Here is a 22,161-nt window from a genome sequence, read left to right as displayed (position 1 = left end):
CCTCTGTTTTTACAAGGATATAAAAATGAAAAAACACCTTCTCTCGTGTGCCATTCTGCTGGCCTGTTCCCCGGTCTTTGCGGCGGGGAATACCGACAGTATTGAAGCCCGGCTGGCGGCCCTAGAAAAACGGCTTCAGGATGCTGAAACCCGTGCTCAGAAGGCTGAATCACGGGCAACCGCTACAGAACAGCAGGTGCAGCAACTGGCCGCCACCCCGGCGACACAACCTGTTGTGCCACAGACCGTATCCGTACCACCGGAAAAGAAAGCGGACAATAGTGGTTTTGAGTTTCACGGCTATGCCCGCTCGGGTCTGCTGATGAACGATGCCGCATCCGGCAGCAAAAGTGGTCCGTATCTGACGCCTGCCGGAGAGACCGGTGGCTCGGTCGGGCGCCTCGGGAATGAGGGAGACACTTATGTGGAAACCGTGTTTGAGCACAAAAAGACGCTCGAAAGCGGGGCCACCACCCGGTTTAAGGTGATGCTGGCGGATGGTCAGAAAACCTATAACGACTGGTCGGCGAACTCCAGTGACCTTAACGTCCGCCAGGTGGTGGCTGAACTGGGAAATCTGCCGGACTTCACCGGGCCGCTGAAGCACAGTACGGTATGGGCGGGTAAACGTTTCGATCGTGACAACTTTGATATCCACTGGCTGGACTCGGACGTGGTTTTCCTCGGCGGAACCGGGGGCGGTATCTATGACGTGAAATGGAACGACACTCTGCGCAGTAACTTCTCCCTGTATGGACGCAATTTCGGGGAGATGGAGGATATCGATAACAACGTCCAGAACTATATCCTTACCATGAACCACTTTGCCGGGCCGTTCCAGCTTATGGTCAGCGGTATGCGGGCAAAGGATAATGATGACCGCAGGGACAATAATGGCGACCTTATCCATGCCAGTGCCGCCAGCCACGGTGTGCATGTGTTGGCCGGACTTCATAATGACAGTTTCTGGGGATTACGTGAGGGAACGGCGAAAATAGCACTTCTGTACGGGCATGGTCTGGGGGCGGAAGTGAAGGGGATTGGCTCTGACGGTGCACTACGCAGTGATGCGGATACTTGGCGTCTTGCTGCATATGGTACCACCCCGCTCGGAAACGGCTGGCATATCGCCCCGTCAGTCATGGCGCAGGGCAGTAAGGATCGCTATGCCCGTGGAGACAGTTATGAATGGGTGACCCTGAACACCCGCTTGATTAAGGAGGTGACGCAGAATTTTGCGCTGGCGTTTGAGGGCACTTACCAGTACATGGATCTGAAACCTGAAGGGTATAAGGACCGCAATGCTGTTAACGGCAGTTTTTACAAGCTGACGTTTGCGCCCACCCTCAAGGCAGGAGGTCTGGGGGACTTCTTCAGCCGTCCGGAACTGCGTCTGTTCGCCACCTGGATGGACTGGAGCAGCAGACTGGATAACTACGCCAGTGATGATGCTTTCGGCGGTAGCGGGTTTAATGCAGGCGGGGAATGGAATTTTGGCGTTCAGATGGAAACCTGGTTCTGAACACTAACGCTCCCGGTGTACCGGGAGCGTTGCCGGTCATTGTCCCGTAAATGAAAGCGTTGTTCATCAATAGGAATTTAAACCCCAAAAAGATTAAAAAAACACCTGAAAAAGGGCGCTTTCTCAGCATCGTCACACATGCCATAACTTCGACGTCATCAATTAAATGGACTTCATTGATTGATACCGGGTATCGTGACGGGAGCCTGTTTAGGATTCTGTGTAAATGCCTTTTCTCAGAAGTGACCGTCCAGGCGGTCACCGAACTCGATAATAAAGCGGCTCATTGCCATTCGCCAGTCCTTCAACGGCATCGTCCATTTCTGGGACGCAGACTGGATTGCCAGCCACACCACTTTTTTCACCGAGTCGTCTGTCGGGAACACTTTACGCTTTTTGATCGCATGGCGGATCACGCTGTTTAGCGACTCGATGGCATTCGTCGTATAGATCACTTTGCGGATGTCCGTTGGATAAGCGAAGAACGTGGCAAGATTCGGCCAGTTAGCCTGCCAGCTTCGGCTTATCTGAGGATAGCGACTGTCCCAGGCCGCAGCGAACGCTTCCAGTGCCTGCTGACCTGCCTCTTCCGTGGGAGCTTGATAAATCGCTTTCAGGTCGCGAGTGACGGCCTTGTAGTCCTTCCATGACACGAAGCGCAGGCTGTTGCGCACCATATGCACGATGCATAACTGGATGCGGGCCTTCGGATATACTGTGTTGATGGCATCCGGGAAGCCTTTCAGGCCATCCACACAGGCGATGAGGATATCGTTCAGACCGCGGTTTTTCAGTTCAGTCAGCACATTGAGCCAGAACTTCGCCCCTTCATTTTCGGCCAGCCACATACCCAGCAGTTCCTTCTGACCTTCGATATTGATGCCCAGTGCCAGGAACACCGATTTGTTGATGACGCGACTGTCCTGCCGAACTTTCAGGACGATACAGTCAAGATAAACAATGGGGTAAACAGCATCCAGTGGTCTGTTTTGCCATTCTACAACCTGCTCCATCACGGCATCGGTGACCTGAGCCGCCCCGGGAATCCTGGAGACTAAACTCCCTGAGAAAGAGGTAAACAGAATGACTAAAAATACTCGTTTTTCCCCCGAAGTCCGTCAGAGGGCGATTCGTATGGTTCTGGAAAGTCAGGGCGAATATGACTCACAGTGGGCGGCAATTTGTTCCATTGCCCCAAAGATTGGCTGTACACCGGAGACTCTGCGTGTCTGGGTGCGCCAGCATGAGCGGGATACCGGAGGCGGTGATGGCGGGCTCACCACCGCTGAACGTCAGCGTCTGAAAGAGCTGGAACGTGAAAATCGTGAACTGCGCCGCAGTAACGATATCCTTCGCCAGGCTTCCGCTTATTTTGCGAAGGTGGAGTTCGACCGCCTCTGGAAAAAGTGATGCCACTGCTGGATAAGCTGCGTAAGCTGTACGGGGTCGGACCGGTATGCAGTGAACTACATATTGCCCCGTCAACGTATTACCACTGTCAGCAACAGCGACATCATCCTGATAAACGCAGTGCCCGTGCGCAGCGCGATGACTGGCTGAAGAAAGAGATACTGCGCGTATACGATGGGAATCATCAGGTATACGGTGTGCGTAAAGTCTGGCGTCAGTTGTTACGGGAAGGAATCAGGGTAGCCAGATGTACAGTGGCGCGCCTCATGGCGGTTATGGGACTTGCCGGTGTTCTCCGGGGTAAAAAGGTCCGCACTACCGTCAGCCGGAAAGCCGTTGCCGCAGGCGACCGCGTAAACCGTCAGTTTGTGGCAGAACGTCCTGACCAGTTGTGGGTGGCTGATTTTACTTACGGTGTGCCCGGAGTTCAGGGCGGGCATGGATGCTTAAATGAACCGCGAGTCTGTCTGGAATATTGAACCGGTAACTCACGATGAGAAACCCAACAATCCCACCGGGTGTGACGGTGGAGAACCTGAGCGGCAGTGACCTGCGGCATGCCCGCAGGGTGATGTAACCCGCTGACAACGGGGATTGAGGCGAGATCACTAAGCCGAGATGATCCTCAAGGTTAAGTACTGAAAGGCTGAAGAACATGAACCCGTTAATCCGCCTCTGTGGGTTGAAAACGTCACCACGGCCTACGTGATCTGACAGGCCGTGCAGGAGGAACTGGCAGTGATACGTAAGCACTGCCGGTCGAAGGTGTTTTGACATGTATGCGAAACACCGGGGCAGCAGCGTCTATCACGCTTGCATTGCTGACTTCTGCCAACTTGCGGCAAGCAAGGATAAAGAGTGCGACGGGCAGCCTCCTCAGTATGCCTGAGTCCAGGCCGGTAAACCGGGGAAGGTCAGCGACGGATGTTAAGGGGGCATGGCTCCGATGACGCGCTGGCTGGCGGAGCTTCCGTAGTAGTCCGCGATGGGGAAAGCCCATTACATGGCGAAGGGAAGCAGTTTGAATGTGTTTGCGACGTGAATTAACTGACCTAACGAGGTGAAGACCTTTGATAATCAGCGAAATGCAACGCAAGCTTGCCACATGGGCAGCCACCGATCCGTCCCTACGGATTCAACGGCTGCTGCGTCTGATAACACAACCAGAATGACTGGCTGAAGCGGCGCGGATCACGCTTTCATCAAAGGGGGCCCATACCCCCGGCGTTGATGGCGTGAACAAAACAATGCTACAGGCCAGACTGGCTGTTGAGCTGCAAATCCTCAGGGATGAATTACTCTCAGGCCACTACCAGCCCTTGCCCGCCAGACGGGTTTACATCCCTAAAAGCAACGGCAAACTGCGACCACTGGGTATCCCCGCGTTGCGGGATCGTATTGTTCAGCGGGCCATGCTGATGGCGATGGAGCCGATATGGGAGAGTGATTTTCATACGCTCTCATATGGCTTCCGGCCTGAGAGCAGTGTCCACCACGCGATCCGCACGGTGAAATTACAGCTCACAGACTGTGGTGAAACCCGGGGACGCTGGGTGATTGAAGGCGACCTGTCCAGTTACTTCGACACCGTACATCATCGACTGCTGATGAAGGCTGTACGCCGCAGGATCAGTGACGCACGTTTCATGACTCTGCTGTGGAAAACCATCAAGGCGGGACATATCGATGTCGGTCTCTTTCGGGCGGCCAGTGAAGGTGTGCCACAGGGCGGTGTTATATCGCCGCTATTATCGAACATCATGCTGAATGAGTTCGATCAATACCTGCATGAGCGCTACCTGAGCGGGAAAGCCAGAAAAGATCGGTGGTACTGGAATAACAGTATCCAACGGGGCCGAAGTACGGCGGTCAGAGAAAACTGGCAGTGGAAACCCGCGGTGGCGTACTGCCGCTATGCCGATGATTTTGTCCTCATCGTCAAAGGCACCAAAGCACAGGCGGAAGCCATCAGGGAGGAGTGTCGGGGTGTGCTCGAAGGCAGTCTGAAACTCAGGCTGAACATGGATAAGACTAAAATCACCCATGTTAATGACGGCTTTATCTTTCTGGGGCACAGGATCATTCGCAAACGCAGTCGTTATGGCGAGATGCGAGTGGTCTCAACGATCCCGCAGGAGAAAGCCAGAAACTTCGCCGCATCGCTGACAGCACTGTTATCAGGCAACTACAGTGAAAGCAAAGTCGATATGGCTGAACAACTCAACCGAAAACTGAAAGGCTGGGCCATGTTCTATCAGTTCGTTGATTTTAAGGCCAAAGTCTTCAGTTATATCGACCGTGTCGTGTTCTGGAAGCTGGCTCACTGGCTGGCCCGCAAATACCGTACAGGTATCGCTTCCCTGATGAGGTGGTGGTGTAAATCACCGAAACCGGGTCAGAGCAAAACGTGGGTTTTATTTGGTAAAACCAATCACGGCAAGCTCAGCGGCGAAATACTGTACCGGTTGGTGGGGCAAGGCAAGAAGCTGTTCCGCTGGCGGCTACCCGAAGGTAATCCCTATCTGAGGACGGAGACCAGAAACACGTATACATCGCGCTTTACAGAAGTGGCAATGGCGTTCGCCAGCATTTAAATGGAGAGCCGGATGCGCTGAAAGGTGCACGTCCGGTTCGGGGAGGAGAGGCAGGGAAATAGTCCGACTACGCCCTGCCTCTTACTCTACTCTGGACGGGTAAGCGCTGGGCGTACCTCGCCGTTGTTCTCGACCTGTTCGCAAGAAAACCAGTGGGCTGGGCCATGTCGTTCTCGCCGGACAGCAGGCTCACCATGAAATCGCTGGAAATGGCATGGGAAACCCGTGGTAAGCCCGGCGGGGTGATGTTCCACAGCGATCAGGGCAGTCATTATACGAGCAGGCAGTTCCGGCAGTTATTGTGGCGATACCAGATCAGGCAGAGTATGAGCCGGCGCGGAAATTGCTGGGATAACAGCCCAATGGAACGCTTCTTCAGAAGTCTGAAGAACGAATGGGTGCCGGCGACGGGCTATGTAAGCTTCAGCGATGCAGCTCACGCAATAACGGACTATATCGTTGGATATTACAGCGCACAAAGACCGCACGAATATAACGGTGGGTTACCGCCAAACGAATCAGAAAACCGATACTGGAAAAACTCTAACGCGGTGGCCAGTTTTTGTTGACCACTTCAGTGGGTGGTGGTGTTAAGAGCATGCGGTCTGCGTAAGAGAAAGGGGTGAGCATTTTACGCTGCTGTTGCTGCCGGATGCGGCTCGCGCCTTATCCGGCCTATAAATGAGCGTGAAACGCAGGCCTACAAATGAGTGTGAAATGTAGGCCTGATAAGCGAAGCGCCATCAGGAATAAGTGCCAGGTATTACACGCGGAAGTAGCGTGGTGGAATCAACGCGGAAAAGGCGTCGAACTTCTTCACCATCTTTTTCCAGAACAACATAACAACAATCCTCGATTTGAAACATCGGCGCTATTTTAGTCAGCGCCGACAAATCGTAAAGCCTGTCGCCTTGTTCCGTTTCTGGGGTGGTATAAACCTTTTTGGTCACTGTGTCGTCAAATACGATTGCCGCGAATTTGACGGGGTTGACAATGGCTTACGCCATAAACCAGTAATAAAAGAGACCGACTTTCAGGCCAAGGATCACAATGTAGGCACAGCAGTATTTCATGGTGCCAGACATGATCTGATTGGCCTGACCGTCCATTTTGGTGGCAGAAACCGCGATGGCGATGCTTTGCGGCGAAATCATTTTGCCCCCCGTAGCGCCAGAGGTATTGGCCGCCGCCAGCCAGTTGGGATCGATATGTAACTTGCTGGCAGCTATGGTTTGCAGCTTGCCAAACAGAATGTTCGAGTTGGTATCGCTGCCGGTAACGAACGTGCCCAGCGCGCCAATCACCGGGGCGAGGAAGACGTACGAGCTGCCGGTCAGATCGACAATCGACTGCGCCAGTGTGGAGATAATCCCGCTGAGATCCATCACCGTGGCCAGCGCGACGATCGCCATAATTGCCACGATAGAGTTTTTAAGCTGGAAAATCGTTTTGATAAATACTTCCAGCATCCCGCGTGCGGACGCTCCCTGAATAAAACCGCCGATAATGGTCGCAAAGATAATCAGCATCCCTGGTGTGGTCACCCATTCAACTTTCAGTGCCATCGTTTTGCCGTCAGCCAACGTGAAATGCAGCACCGAAGCCAGTTGGGATGCCGCGCCTTTTATTGTCGGAAACAGCGGCGAACACAGCAGGATAAACACAAAAATAAACAGATAGATAGAGCCCACGCGGAACAACACTTTTGCCGAGCGCGGCGTGGTTTCGCGGGTATGGCTGACCTCAATGCGCCACTCTGGATCGGTTTTCCCTTTGCGCAGGCGACTGACCATCGCCACGGCAAACAGGCTGACCAGGCTACCGGCAAAAGCGGGTAATTCCGCGCCAAGATGGATGGCGACAAAATATTGCGGAATCAGCGTGGAAATGCCGCAAATCAACGTGATCAGAAATACGCCGCGAATGGCTTTCAGGCCACCGCCAATAATGCAGACAATCACAAACGGCAGCAGGATATTAAACAGCGCGAGCTGCAAAATAATGGTTCCGCCTAAGGTATAAACCGGCAGATTAACCTGCTCTGCCAGAATAGAAACCGGGATCCCAACCGCGCCAAATGCGGTCGGAACGGTATTTGCTACGAGGGAAGCAATCGCCGCCTTCAACGGGTTGAATCCCAGCGCAATGAGAATACCGATCGGAATAGCGACCGCCGTGCCATAGCCCGCAGCGGCTTCAAGAAATCCACCAAAACACCATGAAATCAGCAGCACCTGAATACGCTTATCTTCGCTAATGCTGGCGAGAATATCGCGCAGAATATCCAGCGCTTTGGTCGCCTGCATGACGTTATAACTGAAGATAGCGCCGAGGATAACAATTACGATCGGCCATAGTCCCTTCAGTGCACCATAGCCTATCGCGGCTTTCAAATTTTGTACGGGCATTTCCCAGAATATTGCCGATAGTGCAGCGGTGAATACCAAAGAGATCAGTACGGAATAATGGATGGGCATTTTTAATTTCAGTATTAAAAATACCATCAGCAGCAAAGGAGAGAGTGCCAGAGCAAACATTAAATATTCGTGCATTACAATTCCCGATTTACTTTTTTAGACTGAGCTATATTTATGGGGAAGGAAGCTACCTGAATAATAAAATAAAAAATGCTAACTGAATCGCTTCAGTGAAATAAAGTTATAAAGGTTAATAATTGTATAAATAATGTTATTTTTTTTATTAAATATGAATAACCACTAAATATTACAACACCCATTAGAGTTAATCATTAATAGGTATGGGATGATCTTTGCAATAAATAAGTGTTTTGGCATCCCCTCAAAGGGCGAGGTATGAATTATATGGCGGTGGTAATTTCATTAAAAAATGTGAGCGGTACCGAAAGAAATAAAATGGGGTATTGCATGTGGATATTGATTGAGGGAATATTCTGCTTTGTCATACAAATGAACTTATAGCCATTTTCACTGGCCCTGATATAAGGAGCGGAGAGCCGCCCTCCATGAAACATACTGATAATAAGACCTTTTTGACGACTCTTACCCAATTGGTTGGCCCTGCTCATATCCTCACCGAACCGTCAAAAACTGCGCGTTACCGTAAGGGATTCCGCTCGGGTCAGGGTGATGCTCTGGCGGTGGTTATCCCCGGCTCTTTGCTTGAACTCTGGAAAGTCCTCAGCGCCTGCGTTGAGGCTGATAAAATAATCCTGATGCAGGCGTCGAACACAGGCCTGACCGAGGGTTCGACGCCAAATGGTAATGACTACGACCGCGAGATCGTCATTATCAGCACGCTGCGGCTGGACAGTCTGCATGTGCTGGATGAGGGCAAGCAGGTGCTGGCTTATCCGGGCACCACGCTGTACTCGCTGGAAAGGGCGCTGAAGCCGTTTGGCCGTGAGCCGCATTCGGTGATCGGCTCTTCGTGCATCGGCGCGTCGGTTATCGGCGGTATCTGTAATAACTCGGGCGGTTCTCTGGTCCAGCGAGGCCCGGCTTACACCGAGATGTCGCTGTTTGCCCGCATTGATGAACAGGGACGCTTGCAGCTGGTCAATCACCTTGGCATTGAGCTAGGTCAGACGCCAGAGCAAATCCTTGCCCGGCTGGATAACAATGTGATTGAAGCCGCGCTCGTCAACCATGACGGACGTCACGCGCACGATCACGACTATGTTAGCCGCGTGCGGGACATCAATGCCGACACGCCAGCACGTTACAACGCTGACCCGGATCGCCTGTTTGAATCCTCTGGCTGCGCGGGCAAGTTAGCGGTGTTTGCCGTACGTCTGGATACCTTTGAAGCCGAGAAGAACCAGCAGGTCTTTTATATCGGTACCAATCAGACTGATGTCCTGACTGAGATTCGCCGCCACATCCTGGCGAATTTTACAAACCTGCCGGTTGCTGGGGAGTATATGCACCGCGATATCTATGATATTGCAGAGAAATACAGCAAAGATACCTTCCTGATGATCGACAAACTTGGCACGGACAAAATGCCGTTCTTCTTCAACCTGAAGGGGCGTACCGAGGCCATACTTGAGAAGGTGAAGATCTTTCGCCCGCACTTTACTGACCGCGCGATGCAGGCTTTTAGCCATCTGTTCCCGAGCCATCTCCCGGCGCGGATGAAGACCTGGCGCGATAACTATGAACACCATCTGATGTTGAAAATGTCCGGCGAGGGTGTGGCCGAAGCCCAGGCATGGTTAACGGACTATTTTAAATCGGCCGAGGGCGCGTTCTTTACCTGTACCGCGGAAGAGGGCAGTAAGGCGTTTCTGCATCGTTTTGCCGCCGCGGGTGCTGCCATTCGTTATCAGGCCGTTCATTCTGACGAGGTTGAGGATATTCTCGCGCTGGATATTGCATTACGCCGCAATGATACCGAATGGTATGAGTATTTACCTGCGGAAATTGACAGTCAGTTGGTGCATAAACTCTATTACGGCCATTTTATGTGCCATGTATTCCATCAGGATTATATCGTTAAAAAAGGCGTAGATGCCCACGCGTTAAAAGAACAGATGCTGGAATTACTGCGCCAACGCGGAGCGCAATATCCGGCGGAACACAATGTCGGCCATCTGTATAAAGCGCCGGAAAATTTGGCACGTTTTTATCAGGAAAATGATCCGACCAACACTATGAATCCAGGTATTGGTAAAACCAGCAAACATAAAAACTGGGCATGAAATACGAATGAACATTTGTTTGATATCGCGATATCAAGCGCAATAAACAGAAATGAAGCAATGGAGTAGTTATTGTGAATGTAAATTTCTTTGTCACCTGTATTGGTGACGCACTGAAATCACGGATGGCACGAGACTCCGTATTGCTGCTGGAAAAACTGGGTTGTCGCGTTAATTTCCCCGAGAAGCAAGGGTGTTGCGGTCAGCCAGCCATCAACAGCGGTTACATCAAAGAGGCGATCCCCGGGATGAAAAACCTGATCGCCGCGCTGGAAGACAACGACGATCCGATTATCTCCCCGGCGGGCTCCTGCACCTACGCGGTTAAAAGCTACCCGACGTATCTGGCCGATGAACCGGAATGGGCGCTGCGTGCTGAGAAAGTTTCCGCGCGTATGCAGGATCTCACCTCCTTTATCGTCAACAAACTGGGTGTGGTGGACGTTGGTGCCAGCCTGCAGGGCCGCGCTGTGTATCATCCTTCCTGTAGCCTGACCCGCAAACTGGGAGTGAAGGAAGAGCCGCTTACGCTGCTGAAAAACGTGCGCGGACTGGAGCTGTTGACGTTTGCCGATCAGGATACCTGTTGCGGCTTTGGCGGGACGTTCTCGGTCAAGATGGCCGAGATATCCGGTGAGATGGTGAAAGAGAAAGTATTACATCTGATGGACGCAAAGCCGGAATTTTTGATTGGCGCAGACGTTAGCTGCCTGCTGAACATTGGCGGTCGACTGCAACGGGAAGGCCAGCCGGTCAAAGTGATGCATATTGCTGAAGTGCTGATGAGCCGCTGAGGGGAAAGAGATGTCGATAAAAACCAGCGATGTAGAATTTAAACTGCGTATTCGTCAGCAGATAGAAGATCCGATTATGCGCAAAGCCGTGGCTAATGCGCAGGAGCGTATCGGCGCGAATCGGCAAAAAATGGTCGATGAGTTAGGCCACTGGGAAGAATGGCGCGATCGTGCCAGCCAGATCCGCGATCACGTTCTGAGCAACCTCGACGCTTACCTGTACCAACTCTCCGAGAAAGTGACGGAAAACGGCGGACACGTCTATTTCGCCAAAACCAAAGAAGATGCCACTCGCTACATTTTGCAGGTCGCGCAGAGTAAAAATGCGCAGAAGGTGGTGAAGTCCAAGTCGATGGTGACCGAAGAAATCGGCGTCAACCATGTGTTGCAGGATGCCGGAATCCAGGTGATCGAAACCGATCTCGGGGAATATATCCTGCAGTTGGATCAGGATCCGCCTTCGCACGTCGTGGTTCCGGCGATTCATAAAGATCGCTACCAGATCCGCCGCGTGCTGAACGAACGTCTGGGGTACGACGGCCCGGAAACCCCGGAAGCTATGACCTTGTTCATTCGTCAGAAGATCCGCGAGGATTTCCTCAGTGCCGAAATCGGTATTACTGGCTGTAACTTTGCCGTGGCGGAAACCGGCTCGGTGTGTCTGGTGACCAACGAAGGCAACGCGCGCATGTGCACCACGCTACCGAAAACGCACATTGCGGTGATGGGCATGGAGCGTATCGCGCCGACCTTTGCCGAGGTGGATGTGCTGATTACCATGCTGGCGCGCAGCGCCGTGGGCGCACGTCTGACGGGCTACAACACCTGGCTGACCGGCCCGCGTGATGCGGACAACGTTGACGGACCGGAAGAGTTCCATCTGGTGATTGTCGATAACGGTCGCTCGCAGGTGCTGGGCTCAGAGTTTCGCGATGTGCTGCGCTGCATCCGCTGCGGAGCCTGTATGAACACCTGTCCGGCGTACCGCCACATCGGCGGGCACGGCTATGGCTCTATCTATCCCGGCCCTATCGGCGCGGTGATTTCTCCGCTGCTCGGCGGCTATAAAGATTTTAAAGACCTGCCGTACGCCTGTTCTTTGTGCACGGCTTGTGACAGCGTCTGCCCGGTGCGTATTCCGTTGTCAAAACTGATCCTGCGTCATCGCCGGGTGATGGCCGAGGAGGGCATTACGCCGAAAGCCGAGCGACGGGCGATCAAGATGTTCGCCTATGCCAATAGCCATCCGGGGCTGTGGAAAGTCGGGATGATGGCGGGCGCGCATGCGGCGAGCTGGTTTATCAATGGCGGCAAAACCCCGCTCAAGGTTGGCGCGATTGGTGACTGGATGGAGGCGCGCGATCTGCCTGATGCTGACGGCGAGAGCTTCCGCAGCTGGTTTAAGAAACATCAGGCGCAGGAGAAAAAGAATGGATAACCGTACCGCGTTTTTAAACACCATCGCCCAGGCGCTGGGTCGCCCGCTGCGCTTCGAACCGCAAGCGGATGCCGCACCGGTTAACAACTATGCCAACGAGCGCCTGACCGAGCTTAGCCCCGAGCAGCGCTGCTCTGCGTTTATCCAGTTTGCCAGCGAAGTGATGCTGGCCCGCTGCGAACTGACCAGCGAGGACCAGGCCGCAGACGCGGCACTGCGCCTGTGCGAAGAATTGGGTCAGCAGCCGGTGGTGCTGAGCGGCGACAGCCGGCTGGTGGAGCTGGGCATCACCGAACGCTTGCAGCAGGAATGCAACGCCGTGGTCTGGGATCCGGCGCGTGGTAGCGAAAATATTACCCAGGCCGAGCAGGCGAAAGTCGGCGTGGTGTATGCCGAATATGGCCTGACCGAGTCCGGCGGCGTGGTGCTGTTTTCCGCACCGGAGCGCGGGCGCTCCCTGAGCCTGTTGCCGGAGTCCTCTATTTTCGTGCTGCGTAAAAGCACCATCCTGCCGCGCGTGGCGCAGCTGGCAGAAAAACTGCATCAGAAAGCACAGGCCGGTGAGCGTATGCCATCGTGCATTAATATCATCAGTGGACCCAGCTCGACGGCGGATATTGAGCTTATCAAGGTGGTTGGGGTGCATGGTCCGGTGAAGGCGGTATATCTGATTATTGAGGATTGTTGAGGCAGGATGGAAAACCGCTCTGGCGCTGTGGGCCAGAGCGGTATCAACGTTATGCAATCATGCTGATGATCAACACGATTATCAGGCCAACCACGGAGTTTACCAGCTCCAGCAGACCCCAGGTTTTCAGCGTATCCTTCACCGACAGATCAAAGTAGCCTTTGAACAGCCAGAACGAAGCATCGTTGATATGGGTCAGCGTGTTGGAGCCAGCCGCTGTTGCCAGCACCAGCAACGCCGGGTCGACGCCCACCAGTTGACCGGTTGCCGGGTCGAGGATTGCTGCGCTAATAATCCCCGCCGCCGTCATGGCTGAGACCACGCCCTGACCCGTTGCCAGACGGATCAGCACGGTTATCAACCACGCCATGATGTAGGGAGAAATATTGCCGTGTGACATCAGCATGCCGATGGTATCGCCGATGCCGGTATCGATAATGGTTTGCTTCAGTACGCCGCCTGCCACTGACTGCCGGAGCAGGGACTGCGCTGACTCTCTAAATCCGCCGCTCTGTACGTTGGGATTGTTAATCCGAGTAACTAAGTAACACGCTATACCTTGACTCCTTATGCTTACATGCTTGCACATCGTTACGGCACAAAATTCAACTGTGGCAAAGCAAGTGCGCTGTTGCGTTCTCTTGGGAAGGTGCGAACAAGTTCCTGATATGAGATCATCATATTCATCCGGAGCGCATCCCAGAGGGACATCATGAGCCATCAACTCACCTTCGCCGATAGTGAATTCAGCACTAAGCGCCGTCAGACCCGAAAAGAGATTTTCCTCTCCCGCATGGAGCAGATTCTGCCATGGCAGAATATGACCGCTGTCATCGAGCCGTTTTATCCCAAGGCGGGCAATGGCCGACGGCCCTATCCGCTGGAGACCATGCTGCGTATTCACTGCATGCAGCATTGGTACAACCTGAGCGACGGTGTCATGGAAGATGCCCTGTACGAAATCGCCTCCATGCGCCTGTTTGCCCGATTATCCCTGGATAGCGCCCTGCCGGACCGCACCACCATCATGAATTTCCGCCACCTGCTGGAGCAGCATCAACTGGCCCGCCAATTGTTCAAGACCATCAATCGCTGGCTGGCCGAAGCAGGCGTCATGATGACTCAAGGCACCTTGGTCGATGCCACCATCATTGAGGCACCCAGCTCGACCAAGAACAAAGAGCAGCAACGCGATCCGGAGATGCATCAGACCAAGAAAGGCAATCAGTGGCACTTTGGCATGAAGGCCCACATTGGTGTCGATGCCAAGAGTGGCCTGACCCACAGCCTGGTCACCACCGCGGCCAACGAGCATGACCTCAATCAGCTGGGTAATCTGCTTCATGGAGAGGAGCAATTTGTCTCAGCCGATGCCGGCTACCAAGGAGCGCCACAGCGCGAGGAGCTGGCCGAGGTGGATGTGGACTGGCTGATCGCCGAGCGTCCCGGCAAGGTAAAAACCTTGAAGCAGAATCCGCGCAAGAACAAAACGGCCATCAACATCGAATACATGAAAGCCAGCATCCGTGCCAGGGTGGAGCACCCGTTTCGCATCATCAAGCGGCAGTTCGGCTTCGTGAAAGCCAGATACAAGGGGCTGCTGAAAAACGATAACCAACTGGCGATGTTATTCACCCTGGCCAACCTGTTTCGGGTGGACCAAATGATACGTCAGTGGGAGAGATCTCAGTAAAAACCGGAAATAACGCCAGAAATGGTGGAAAAAATAGCCTAAACAGGCCGATTCGATGTGTTTGCGGGAAAAAAATCGGCCCAGATCCGCGAAATTTTAATCAGCGAGTCAGCTTGGGAAGAAATGACCTGCTTATTCGCACCTTCCCTAAATCTTTCCACCCACCCCCTTAAATTTTTCAATAAATGCGCTAATTTTTTGAAAAACAGTCTGTTTTTTCGTTTTATATTGCGGATTTAAAGGACTGAGTCTGGGCAGTGTCTCGTTTAATTCCGTGCCATTTTCGGTGGCGTATTCGCGTTTTAAAGATGTGCGAATATAGCGTTTCGCCGCCTCTTCATTGAGATTTTCTTCTTTGATCAAGGCTTCTGCTTCACGTTGCTGTTCGCGTTGAGCAAACGTAAAGAATGCGTCAATGATGCTGGCTTTGTCCGGTAAATCATCCAGGTTCGTTTGCTGAATAAAATCGACCACCAGGCCCTCTTTAGCACGGTTCCCCAGGCTTGAACGAATTAAGCGTTTGACCTCTTCGATCATTTCGCTCTTACCTTTGTTTTGTCTGTTGTGCTCGAAAATCAGACCAAGGATATAATCCAGGTTTATTTCCTGAGATTTCAGCAAATCGACCTCAAAAACTACGTCATCCCAGTCAGTGGTTGATTTCTCTTTTTTCTCAGCTTCTTTCTCACGACGCTGCCAGTCGCGAATATCGTTATAGGCAGAACGATAATCCTGAATCTTGCGATCAGCAGGGAGACGAATTGTTTGCAATTCAGCGAGCTTTTCATCATCCACATAATGTTCTGCTTTGAATTTTTCTACTGCAACAGGATCGCTAAGATCGATTTGTTGCAGGGCTTTCAGCGTGGCAAATTCATCATAGTTTTGCAGGATGTTCTCGGCACGCAGGTATTCACCAAACAGTTTAACGAAGTCTTTCTTCTCTTTTTCACTTTCAATACTGGCAGGGTCAGGGAACCGTTGTTCCAGTTCTGCAACTACTGCCATAAAGCCGCGCTTAGCTTCACCAGTAGCAGCATCAGTAAAGCCTTCCATATACTCTGCATAACTCTTTTCTAACACTACATTTTTGGTGTTTTTGTCACCAAACAGCGTTATAGCATCGATGGTTGAGCGTTCCAGATCGCGGAAAGTGACGATATTACCGAAGGTTTTAGTTGCATCATAAATACGGTTGGTGCGGGAAAATGCCTGCATCAGGCCGTGAAAACGCAAGTTTTTATCGACGAATAGCGTGTTCAATGTTGGAGCATCGAAACCGGTTAAAAACATCCCCACGACAATTAACAGATCGATATCCTGATTTTTAACCCGTTGGGCTAAATCACGATAGTAGTTCTGAAAACCGTTATTGTCGGTGCTAAAGTTAGTTTTAAAATGGCTGTTATATTCACGAATTGCAGCGTCCAGAAACTCTTTAGCACTGCTGTCCATTGCGCTGGTATCAAAAGTTTCATCGGAAATTTCACCAATGGCATTTTGTTCTTCATTGGCGGCAAAGGAGAAGATTGTCGCAATACGCAGCGGTTTATAGGTAGCCGATTTATTAGCGGCTTCTTCTTGTAACCGTTCAAACGTCGCATAATAGGCTTTCGCGGCATCCACGCTGCTCACTGCCAACATAGCATTAAAACCTTTTGAGCCAGGGAAGGTACGGTGGGTTTTCTGGCGGAAATTATTCAGAATATATTGCGTGATTTCCTGAATACGCATGGGATGAAGAAACGCCTGCTGATTTTCAGCCGCACTTAGTTTTTTCTCGTCAGTTTCTGTCTCTAAAGACTTAAACTGTGGCCGCACATCGTTGTAGTCCACCTTGAATTTGAGCACTTTTTCGTCACGAATCGCATCGGTAATTACATACGAATGCAATTCACGACCAAATACGCTGGCGGTTGTTTCTGAGCCTAAGGCGTTTTCCCGGAAAATAGGGGTGCCGGTAAAACCAAACTGATAATAGCGTTTGAATTTCTTCTTCAGATTTTTCTGCGCTTCTCCAAACTGGCTGCGGTGGCATTCATCAAATATAAACACCACTTGCTGATTATATACAGGCAGGTCGCTTTCTGCTTTCATCAGGTTATTGAGTTTCTGAATAGTAGTGACGATAATTTTGTTATCGTCCTTATCCAGATTTCGTTTAAGGCCTGCGGTATTTTCCGAGCCGTTGACGCTGTCTGGCGAAAAACGCTGATATTCCTTCATCGTCTGGTAATCGAGGTCTTTTCTGTCGACCACGAAGAAGACTTTATCAATAAAGTCCAGTTCTGTTGCCAGACGCGCGGCTTTAAAGCTGGTCAGTGTTTTACCGGAACCGGTGGTGTGCCAGATAAAGCCACCACTTTCGGGAGTGGACCAGTTTTTCGCTTTATAGGAACTGTTGATTTTCCATAAAATTCGTTCGGTAGCTGCAATCTGGTACGGTCGCATCACCAGTAGCGTCTGACTACTGTCAAAAACGCTGTAGTTCACCAGAACATTCAGCAGAGTATGTTTCTGGAAAAAGGTGGCGGTAAAGTCTTTGAGGTCTTTAATCAGCGTGTTGTCTGATTTCGCCCAGTTCATGGTGAAGTCAAAACTGTTTTTATCGCGCTTTGTGGTGTTGGCAAAGTAACGGGTATCGGTGCCGTTAGAAATGACGAACAGCTGCAGATACTTAAACAGGGAATTTTCGCTGTTAAAACTCTCTTTACTGTAACGATGTATCTGGTTAAAGGCCTCACGAATCGCCACGCCGCGTTTTTTCAGTTCGATTTGCACCAGCGGCAAGCCATTAACCAGGATAGTTACGTCATAACGGTTAGCGTGAGAACCCGCCTGTTCAAACTGCTGGATAATCTGCACCTTATTGCGCATGAGATTCTTTTTATCTATCAAATAGATGTTCTCAAGTCGCCCGTCGTCAAAAATAAAGTCGCAGATATAGTCGATATGGATTTTACGGGTTTTATCCAGAATACCATCGCTGGGGTTGTCCAGATACTGCTCCGTGAAGCGCCGCCACTCGCTGTCATTAAACATCACACCATTGAGGCTCTGAAGCTGTTCCCGAACATTGGACAGCATTGCCGACTGTGATTTTACGGAAATAAATTCATAACCCTGATTCCGCAGGTCCTGAATCAGTTCACGTTCCAGGTCCGATTCGCTCTGGTAGCTGTCGCCTGTTTGCTCAGCTTTGATGTACTTATCAAGGACGATAAAGTTATTGGATTCAGCAATAGTGTGTGTTTGATGAGTCATAGCGCATCCTTTGTGCCGTCTGGCAAGGGCCGGAAGGGGGGAATGGTGACTTCCGGCGCGTAAAAAATAGTCTATATACTGACCGGGTGTTAAGGTGGCCCGATCGGTAGCAATGCTCAATTAATTACTGGCAGTTTCAGGTTTCGGGAAACTGAACAGTAAATCACGGTAGTATTCGTATTGTTTCTGGCGCAACTCGATTTCACGCGGAAGACCTTCAGTGATGGAGTTTGTCAGGGTGTCGAATTTATCGAGAATGGATACTATACGTTCCTGTATCTCCATAGAAGGAACTGGAATTAATATCTTAGATAAATTATCAGCATTTACACGCCGAACTTTTGCGCCAGTAATATACTGTCTTTTTTGATTTTGGAATTGTTCTGTTTGAAAAAAATATGAGACATACTTAGGGTTTAAATTATGTTTGTAAATACAGGCATCACTGCTTACTGCTATATCTTCACTGCCTAACCATGCAACAGCTTTACATACATCCTCATCATTCTCACTAGTAGTTGCGATAATCAAATCTCCCTTTTGAGCCTTCTTGCATTTTTTTGCAAGTGCGGTTGAAATATATGTTTTTGTTTTTTCTGTATATGTTCCGTAATACGTATAGATTTGACCATAGTGTATGCACCCTACACCTGCATCTATAAAGTCTTTTTTCTGAAAAGTACCACCCCGGATAAACTCGCCAATATCTTTTTGTCCCATAGGTAAATGTGGAACATCTTCGGTATTAAAACTCAACAACTGGTCGCGATAGTAGTTGTATTGTTTTTTACGCATGTTAAGCTCTGCTGTCAGCTCTGCTGTCAGGGCGCTGAATGTGTCCAGAATCCGAACGATTTCAGACTGGATGGCGAGGGATTTTTCCGGATTATCCGGGCAGGGGATTGGTACAGGTATATTTTCAACCTGATGACTCATTAACTTGGGGTTTCCCATTCCTGAGTAAACATGTTTTTTGGCTTCTATTGTTAGCCAGTAAAACAGAAATTTGTAGATTAATGAGTATTTACTTTTTAATGTAATCAGGCCGCAAACATTAGTTATTGAAAATTTACCTGTTCGATAGAACACAGTGCCTGCATTTGCGCCATCTGTTGTCCAGCTTATATATTCGCCATCAAAATCGAAGGTATTGATAGAACCTATTTTCCCATTATTTGCAGTTTGAGAGCTATAGACAGGATATGGGCCAAAATTTTCAGTTAAATATCCCTTTGACATAACTCTGCCTCTTCTTAAGGCTGAGACTTCCCCCAATGGCAACCACTCAACCTCAACCCCATCCAGCAATTTTTCCAGATAACTCAACTCGCTCATTTCTGCACCTCGCAGCCTTCAATTTCAGCCACAATCGCATCAATATCTTTGCGCAACTGGTCGATTTTGCTGACCGTGGTTTTCAGTTCTGCATTCAACTCAGCGATATTGATAATTTCGCGAGTATCTTTCGCTTCCACATAGCTGCTTACCGACAGGTTATAGTCATTCGCGACAACGGTCTCAAACGTGACAGATTTCGCCAGATGAGCAACATCTTCCTTGCTGGCAAATACCTGCATAATCTGTTCGATATGGGCATCGGTCAGGATATTGTTGTTAGTCTCTTTTTTGAATAATTCGCTGGCGTCAATAAACTGAACTTTGGTATCGGTTTTATGTTTAGACAACACCAGAATATTGACGGCAATGGTGGTGCCAAAGAACAGGTTCGGTGCCAGTGAAATTACGGTTTCGACATAGTTATTATCGACCAGATACTGACGGATTTTCTGCTCTGCGCCGCCACGGTAAAAAATACCCGGGAAGCAGACAATCGCAGCACGACCTTTGGCCGAAAGATAGTTCAGTGCATGTAGTACAAAGGCGAAGTCAGCTTTTGATTTGGGGGCCAGAACGCCAGCCGGGGCAAAACGCTCATCGTTAATCAGCGTCGGGTCATCGCTGCCAATCCATTTCACCGAATACGGCGGGTTAGAAACGATGGCATCAAACGGTTTTTCATCTCTGAAGTGCGGCTCAGTCAGCGTATTGCCCAGCTTGATATCAAACTTGTCGTAGTTGATGTTGTGCAAAAACATGTTCATACGCGCCAGGTTATAGGTCGTATGGTTGATTTCCTGACCAAAAAAACCTTCTTCGATGATATGGTCATCAAACTGTTTTTTCGCCTGCAACAACAGCGAACCGGAACCTGCTGCCGGGTCGTAGATTTTGTTAACGTGGGTCTGCCCGTGCATAGCCAGTTGTGCAATCAGCTTAGAGACGTGCTGCGGTGTAAAAAACTCGCCGCCTGACTTACCGGCATTCGCCGCATAGTTAGAAATCAGGAACTCATAGGCATCGCCGAACAGGTCAATCTGATGTTCGTTGAAGTCACCAAGTTTTAACCCTTCAACCCCTTTCAGAACCGCAGCCAGGCGGGCATTTTTATCCTTAACGGTGTTACCCAGGCGGTTACTGGTGGTATCGAAATCAGCAAACAAACCTTTGATGTCAGCTTCTGAAGGGTAACCGTAAGCAGAACTTTCGATAGCAACGAAGATACTGTTTAAATCTGCATTCAGTCTGTCATTGGTATTTGCTTTCGCAGCTACGTTGCAGAAAAGCTGACTTGGGTAGATGAAGTAGCCTTTGGTTCTGATGGCATCGTCTTTAATGTCATCAGTAATAATGCCGTCATCAAGTGCCGCATAACAGATGCTGTCATCACCATTTTCCATATGGCTGGAAAAATTTTCGCTGATAAAACGGTAGAAAAGTGCGCCCAGAACGTATTGCTTAAAATCCCATCCGTCAACAGAACCTCTGACATCATTGGCAATTTGCCATATCTGGCGGTGCAGTTCTGCTCGTTGTTGAATACTTGTCATTTTTAATCCATTTTCCTGGTTTGGACCTGAATCATTGAGGGCAATTCTACAGCAATCTTGTGGTTCAGGCAGCCCCGGAGTAAGTCGGTGTACATTGTGAGATACCTGGGGTATTCACGACAAGGAGGAGGAACGGAATATTGCCTTTCCTTTGCAGTGCACCAGGTGCATTCTAAATAATTTCAGACAGATATTATCTCCGTGAATCCCCCGCCACCTTTCCGGTGCGCGGGGTTTTGTCTTTTTTCACCGGGAATACATGTATGAATCCGTCTGATGCCATTGAGGCAATTGAAAAACCACTTTCTTCCCTGCCTTACTCACTTTCCCGTCACATCCTGGAACATCTGCGCAAACTCACCAGCCACGAACCCGTGATTGGCATTATGGGGAAAAGCGGGGCCGGTAAATCCTCACTCTGTAATGCACTGTTTCAGGGGGAGGTCACCCCGGTCAGTGATGTTCACGCCGGCACCCGGGAAGTGCGGCGCTTCCGTCTGAGTGGCCACGGTCACAGCATGATTATCACTGACCTGCCCGGGGTGGGCGAGAGCCGGGACAGGGATGCAGAGTATGAAGCCCTGTACCGTGACATTCTGCCTGAACTTGACCTGGTACTGTGGCTGATTAAAGCCGATGACCGTGCCCTGTCTGTGGATGAGTATTTCTGGCGACACATCCTGCACCGGGGACATCAGCGGGTACTGTTTGTGGTGACGCAGGCCGATAAAACGGAGCCCTGCCATGAATGGGATATGGCCGGTATTCAGCCTTCTCCCGCACAGGCACAGAACATTCGCGAAAAAACGGAGGCGGTATTCCGTCTGTTCCGGCCCGTACATCCGGTTGTGGCCGTATCGGCCCGCACCGGCTGGGAACTGGATACGCTGGTCAGTGCGCTCATGACAGCACTTCCCGACCATGCCGCCAGTCCCCTGATGACCCGCCTGCAGGACGAGCTGTGCACGGAATCTGTCCGGGGGCAGGCCCGTGAACAGTTTACCGGTGCGGTGGACCGGATATTTGACACGGCGGAGAGCGTCTGTGTTGCCTCTGTGGCTCGTACGGTTCTGCGTGCCGTCCGTGACACGGTGGTCTCTGTTGCCCGCGCTGTATGGAACTGGATTTTCTTCTGAACAGTCTGCCAGGGGAAATGCCTGATTACATTGCGTTAACCAACTGAAAACAT

At 50.8% G+C, this 22,161-nt stretch carries 13 protein-coding genes, 5 pseudogenes and 1 other annotated feature; of the genes and pseudogenes, 12 read left to right on the top strand and 6 right to left on the bottom strand.

Annotated features, from left to right (window positions below):
• Positions 1–25: 25 nt before the first annotated feature.
• Positions 26–1,522 (top strand): carbohydrate porin, encoded by a 1,497-nt coding sequence (locus HUZ68_RS19485; protein WP_000716410.1) that lies wholly within the window; start codon positions 26–28, stop codon positions 1,520–1,522.
• 236 nt (positions 1,523–1,758) lie between these two features.
• Here the strand turns inward: HUZ68_RS19485 and HUZ68_RS19480 are convergent.
• Positions 1,759–2,556, bottom strand: a pseudogene (locus HUZ68_RS19480) (IS256-like element IS1414 family transposase); the annotation flags it as partial.
• Between the two features lie 49 nt (positions 2,557–2,605).
• On the opposite strand from HUZ68_RS19480, the pseudogene HUZ68_RS19475 reads away from it, so the two are divergent.
• The 4 genes and pseudogenes from HUZ68_RS19475 to HUZ68_RS19465 all read left to right on the top strand — a co-directional run.
• Positions 2,606–3,345, top strand: a pseudogene (locus HUZ68_RS19475) (IS3 family transposase); the annotation flags it as partial.
• Positions 2,887–3,003: a sequence feature (AL1L pseudoknot), on the top strand. It overlaps the preceding pseudogene by 117 nt.
• Before the next feature lie 511 nt (positions 3,346–3,856).
• Entirely contained in the window at positions 3,857–3,979 is a 123-nt protein-coding gene (locus HUZ68_RS24990; RefSeq protein WP_001406634.1) for a hypothetical protein, read from the top strand.
• Positions 3,980–4,017: 38 nt separating this feature from the next.
• Positions 4,018–5,526, top strand: a pseudogene (gene ltrA, locus HUZ68_RS19470) (group II intron reverse transcriptase/maturase).
• A gap of 80 nt (positions 5,527–5,606) precedes the next feature.
• Positions 5,607–6,095, top strand: a pseudogene (locus tag HUZ68_RS19465) (IS3 family transposase); the annotation flags it as partial.
• A 429-nt stretch (positions 6,096–6,524) separates the two neighbouring features.
• On the opposite strand, the gene HUZ68_RS19460 reads toward HUZ68_RS19465, so the two are convergent.
• Positions 6,525–8,078 carry an L-lactate permease gene (locus HUZ68_RS19460; protein ID WP_000545263.1) on the bottom strand — a complete coding sequence of 518 codons (1,554 nt, stop codon included), beginning with the start codon at positions 8,076–8,078 and terminating at the stop codon, positions 6,525–6,527.
• A 431-nt stretch (positions 8,079–8,509) separates the two neighbouring features.
• Between HUZ68_RS19460 and dld the strand changes: the two genes are divergently transcribed.
• From dld to HUZ68_RS19440, 4 genes are all read left to right on the top strand, one after another.
• Positions 8,510–10,207 carry a D-lactate dehydrogenase gene (dld, locus tag HUZ68_RS19455; RefSeq protein WP_000683099.1) on the top strand — a complete coding sequence of 566 codons (1,698 nt, stop codon included), beginning with the start codon at positions 8,510–8,512 and terminating at the stop codon, positions 10,205–10,207.
• Between the two features lie 74 nt (positions 10,208–10,281).
• Positions 10,282–11,001: a (Fe-S)-binding protein gene (locus HUZ68_RS19450; protein ID WP_001102105.1), complete on the top strand. Its 720-nt coding sequence runs from the start codon at positions 10,282–10,284 to the stop codon at positions 10,999–11,001.
• 10 nt (positions 11,002–11,011) lie between these two features.
• On the top strand, positions 11,012–12,439 hold the full coding sequence (locus HUZ68_RS19445; protein ID WP_050019109.1) for a LutB/LldF family L-lactate oxidation iron-sulfur protein: 1,428 nt from the start codon (positions 11,012–11,014) through the stop codon (positions 12,437–12,439).
• Complete coding sequence (locus HUZ68_RS19440) at positions 12,432–13,127, top strand: LutC/YkgG family protein (RefSeq protein ID WP_000370411.1); 696 nt, start codon at positions 12,432–12,434, stop codon at positions 13,125–13,127. The genes HUZ68_RS19445 and HUZ68_RS19440 overlap by 8 nt, the downstream gene beginning before the upstream one ends.
• A gap of 49 nt (positions 13,128–13,176) precedes the next feature.
• Here the strand turns inward: HUZ68_RS19440 and HUZ68_RS19435 are convergent.
• Positions 13,177–13,590: pseudogene (locus tag HUZ68_RS19435) on the bottom strand (GntT/GntP/DsdX family permease); the annotation flags it as partial.
• 249 nt (positions 13,591–13,839) lie between these two features.
• On the opposite strand from HUZ68_RS19435, the gene HUZ68_RS19430 reads away from it, so the two are divergent.
• Positions 13,840–14,820, top strand: coding sequence for an IS5-like element ISKpn26 family transposase (locus HUZ68_RS19430; protein ID WP_050019108.1), 981 nt, complete (start codon positions 13,840–13,842; stop codon positions 14,818–14,820).
• On the top strand, positions 14,802–14,993 hold the full coding sequence (locus tag HUZ68_RS25050; protein WP_306417990.1) for a hypothetical protein: 192 nt from the start codon (positions 14,802–14,804) through the stop codon (positions 14,991–14,993). The genes HUZ68_RS19430 and HUZ68_RS25050 overlap by 19 nt, the downstream gene beginning before the upstream one ends.
• Here HUZ68_RS25050 and HUZ68_RS19425 read toward each other — a convergent pair.
• From HUZ68_RS19425 to HUZ68_RS19415, 3 genes are all read right to left on the bottom strand, one after another.
• Positions 14,968–18,084 (bottom strand): HsdR family type I site-specific deoxyribonuclease, encoded by a 3,117-nt coding sequence (locus tag HUZ68_RS19425; protein WP_228636475.1) that lies wholly within the window; start codon positions 18,082–18,084, stop codon positions 14,968–14,970. The two genes, HUZ68_RS25050 and HUZ68_RS19425, sit on opposite strands and share 26 nt — an antisense overlap.
• Positions 18,085–18,204: 120 nt before the next feature.
• Positions 18,205–19,419: a restriction endonuclease subunit S gene (locus HUZ68_RS19420; RefSeq protein WP_001293044.1), complete on the bottom strand. Its 1,215-nt coding sequence runs from the start codon at positions 19,417–19,419 to the stop codon at positions 18,205–18,207.
• Positions 19,416–20,972 (bottom strand): type I restriction-modification system subunit M, encoded by a 1,557-nt coding sequence (locus HUZ68_RS19415; protein WP_239593964.1) that lies wholly within the window; start codon positions 20,970–20,972, stop codon positions 19,416–19,418. The genes HUZ68_RS19420 and HUZ68_RS19415 overlap by 4 nt, the downstream gene beginning before the upstream one ends.
• 263 nt (positions 20,973–21,235) lie before the next feature.
• Here HUZ68_RS19415 and HUZ68_RS19410 point away from each other — a divergent pair, with 263 nt between their 5' ends.
• A complete protein-coding gene (locus HUZ68_RS19410) occupies positions 21,236–22,108 on the top strand; it encodes a GTPase family protein (protein ID WP_053271975.1) in 873 nt (290 codons plus the stop codon).
• The last annotated feature ends 53 nt before the right edge of the window (positions 22,109–22,161 follow it).

This window comes from Shigella dysenteriae (assembly GCF_022354085.1).
GTDB lineage: Bacteria > Pseudomonadota > Gammaproteobacteria > Enterobacterales > Enterobacteriaceae > Escherichia > Escherichia coli.
This window is presented reverse-complemented; position numbering and strand designations above follow the sequence as displayed.

What these genes read in the sequence shown, in the direction of transcription:
- HUZ68_RS19485 (WP_000716410.1), top strand. Translation starts at nt 26, where the DNA reads ATGAAAAAACACCTTCTCTCGTGTGCCATTCTGCTGGCCTGTTCCCCG.
- HUZ68_RS24990 (WP_001406634.1), top strand. Translation starts at nt 3,857, where the DNA reads ATGTTAAGGGGGCATGGCTCCGATGACGCGCTGGCTGGCGGAGCTTCC.
- HUZ68_RS19460 (WP_000545263.1), bottom strand. Translation starts at nt 8,078, where the DNA reads ATGCACGAATATTTAATGTTTGCTCTGGCACTCTCTCCTTTGCTGCTG.
- dld (WP_000683099.1), top strand. Translation starts at nt 8,510, where the DNA reads ATGAAACATACTGATAATAAGACCTTTTTGACGACTCTTACCCAATTG.
- HUZ68_RS19445 (WP_050019109.1), top strand. Translation starts at nt 11,012, where the DNA reads ATGTCGATAAAAACCAGCGATGTAGAATTTAAACTGCGTATTCGTCAG.
- HUZ68_RS19440 (WP_000370411.1), top strand. Translation starts at nt 12,432, where the DNA reads ATGGATAACCGTACCGCGTTTTTAAACACCATCGCCCAGGCGCTGGGT.
- HUZ68_RS19430 (WP_050019108.1), top strand. Translation starts at nt 13,840, where the DNA reads ATGAGCCATCAACTCACCTTCGCCGATAGTGAATTCAGCACTAAGCGC.
- HUZ68_RS19425 (WP_228636475.1), bottom strand. Translation starts at nt 18,084, where the DNA reads ATGACTCATCAAACACACACTATTGCTGAATCCAATAACTTTATCGTC.
- HUZ68_RS19420 (WP_001293044.1), bottom strand. Translation starts at nt 19,419, where the DNA reads ATGAGCGAGTTGAGTTATCTGGAAAAATTGCTGGATGGGGTTGAGGTT.
- HUZ68_RS19415 (WP_239593964.1), bottom strand. Translation starts at nt 20,972, where the DNA reads ATGACAAGTATTCAACAACGAGCAGAACTGCACCGCCAGATATGGCAA.
- HUZ68_RS19410 (WP_053271975.1), top strand. Translation starts at nt 21,236, where the DNA reads ATGAATCCGTCTGATGCCATTGAGGCAATTGAAAAACCACTTTCTTCC.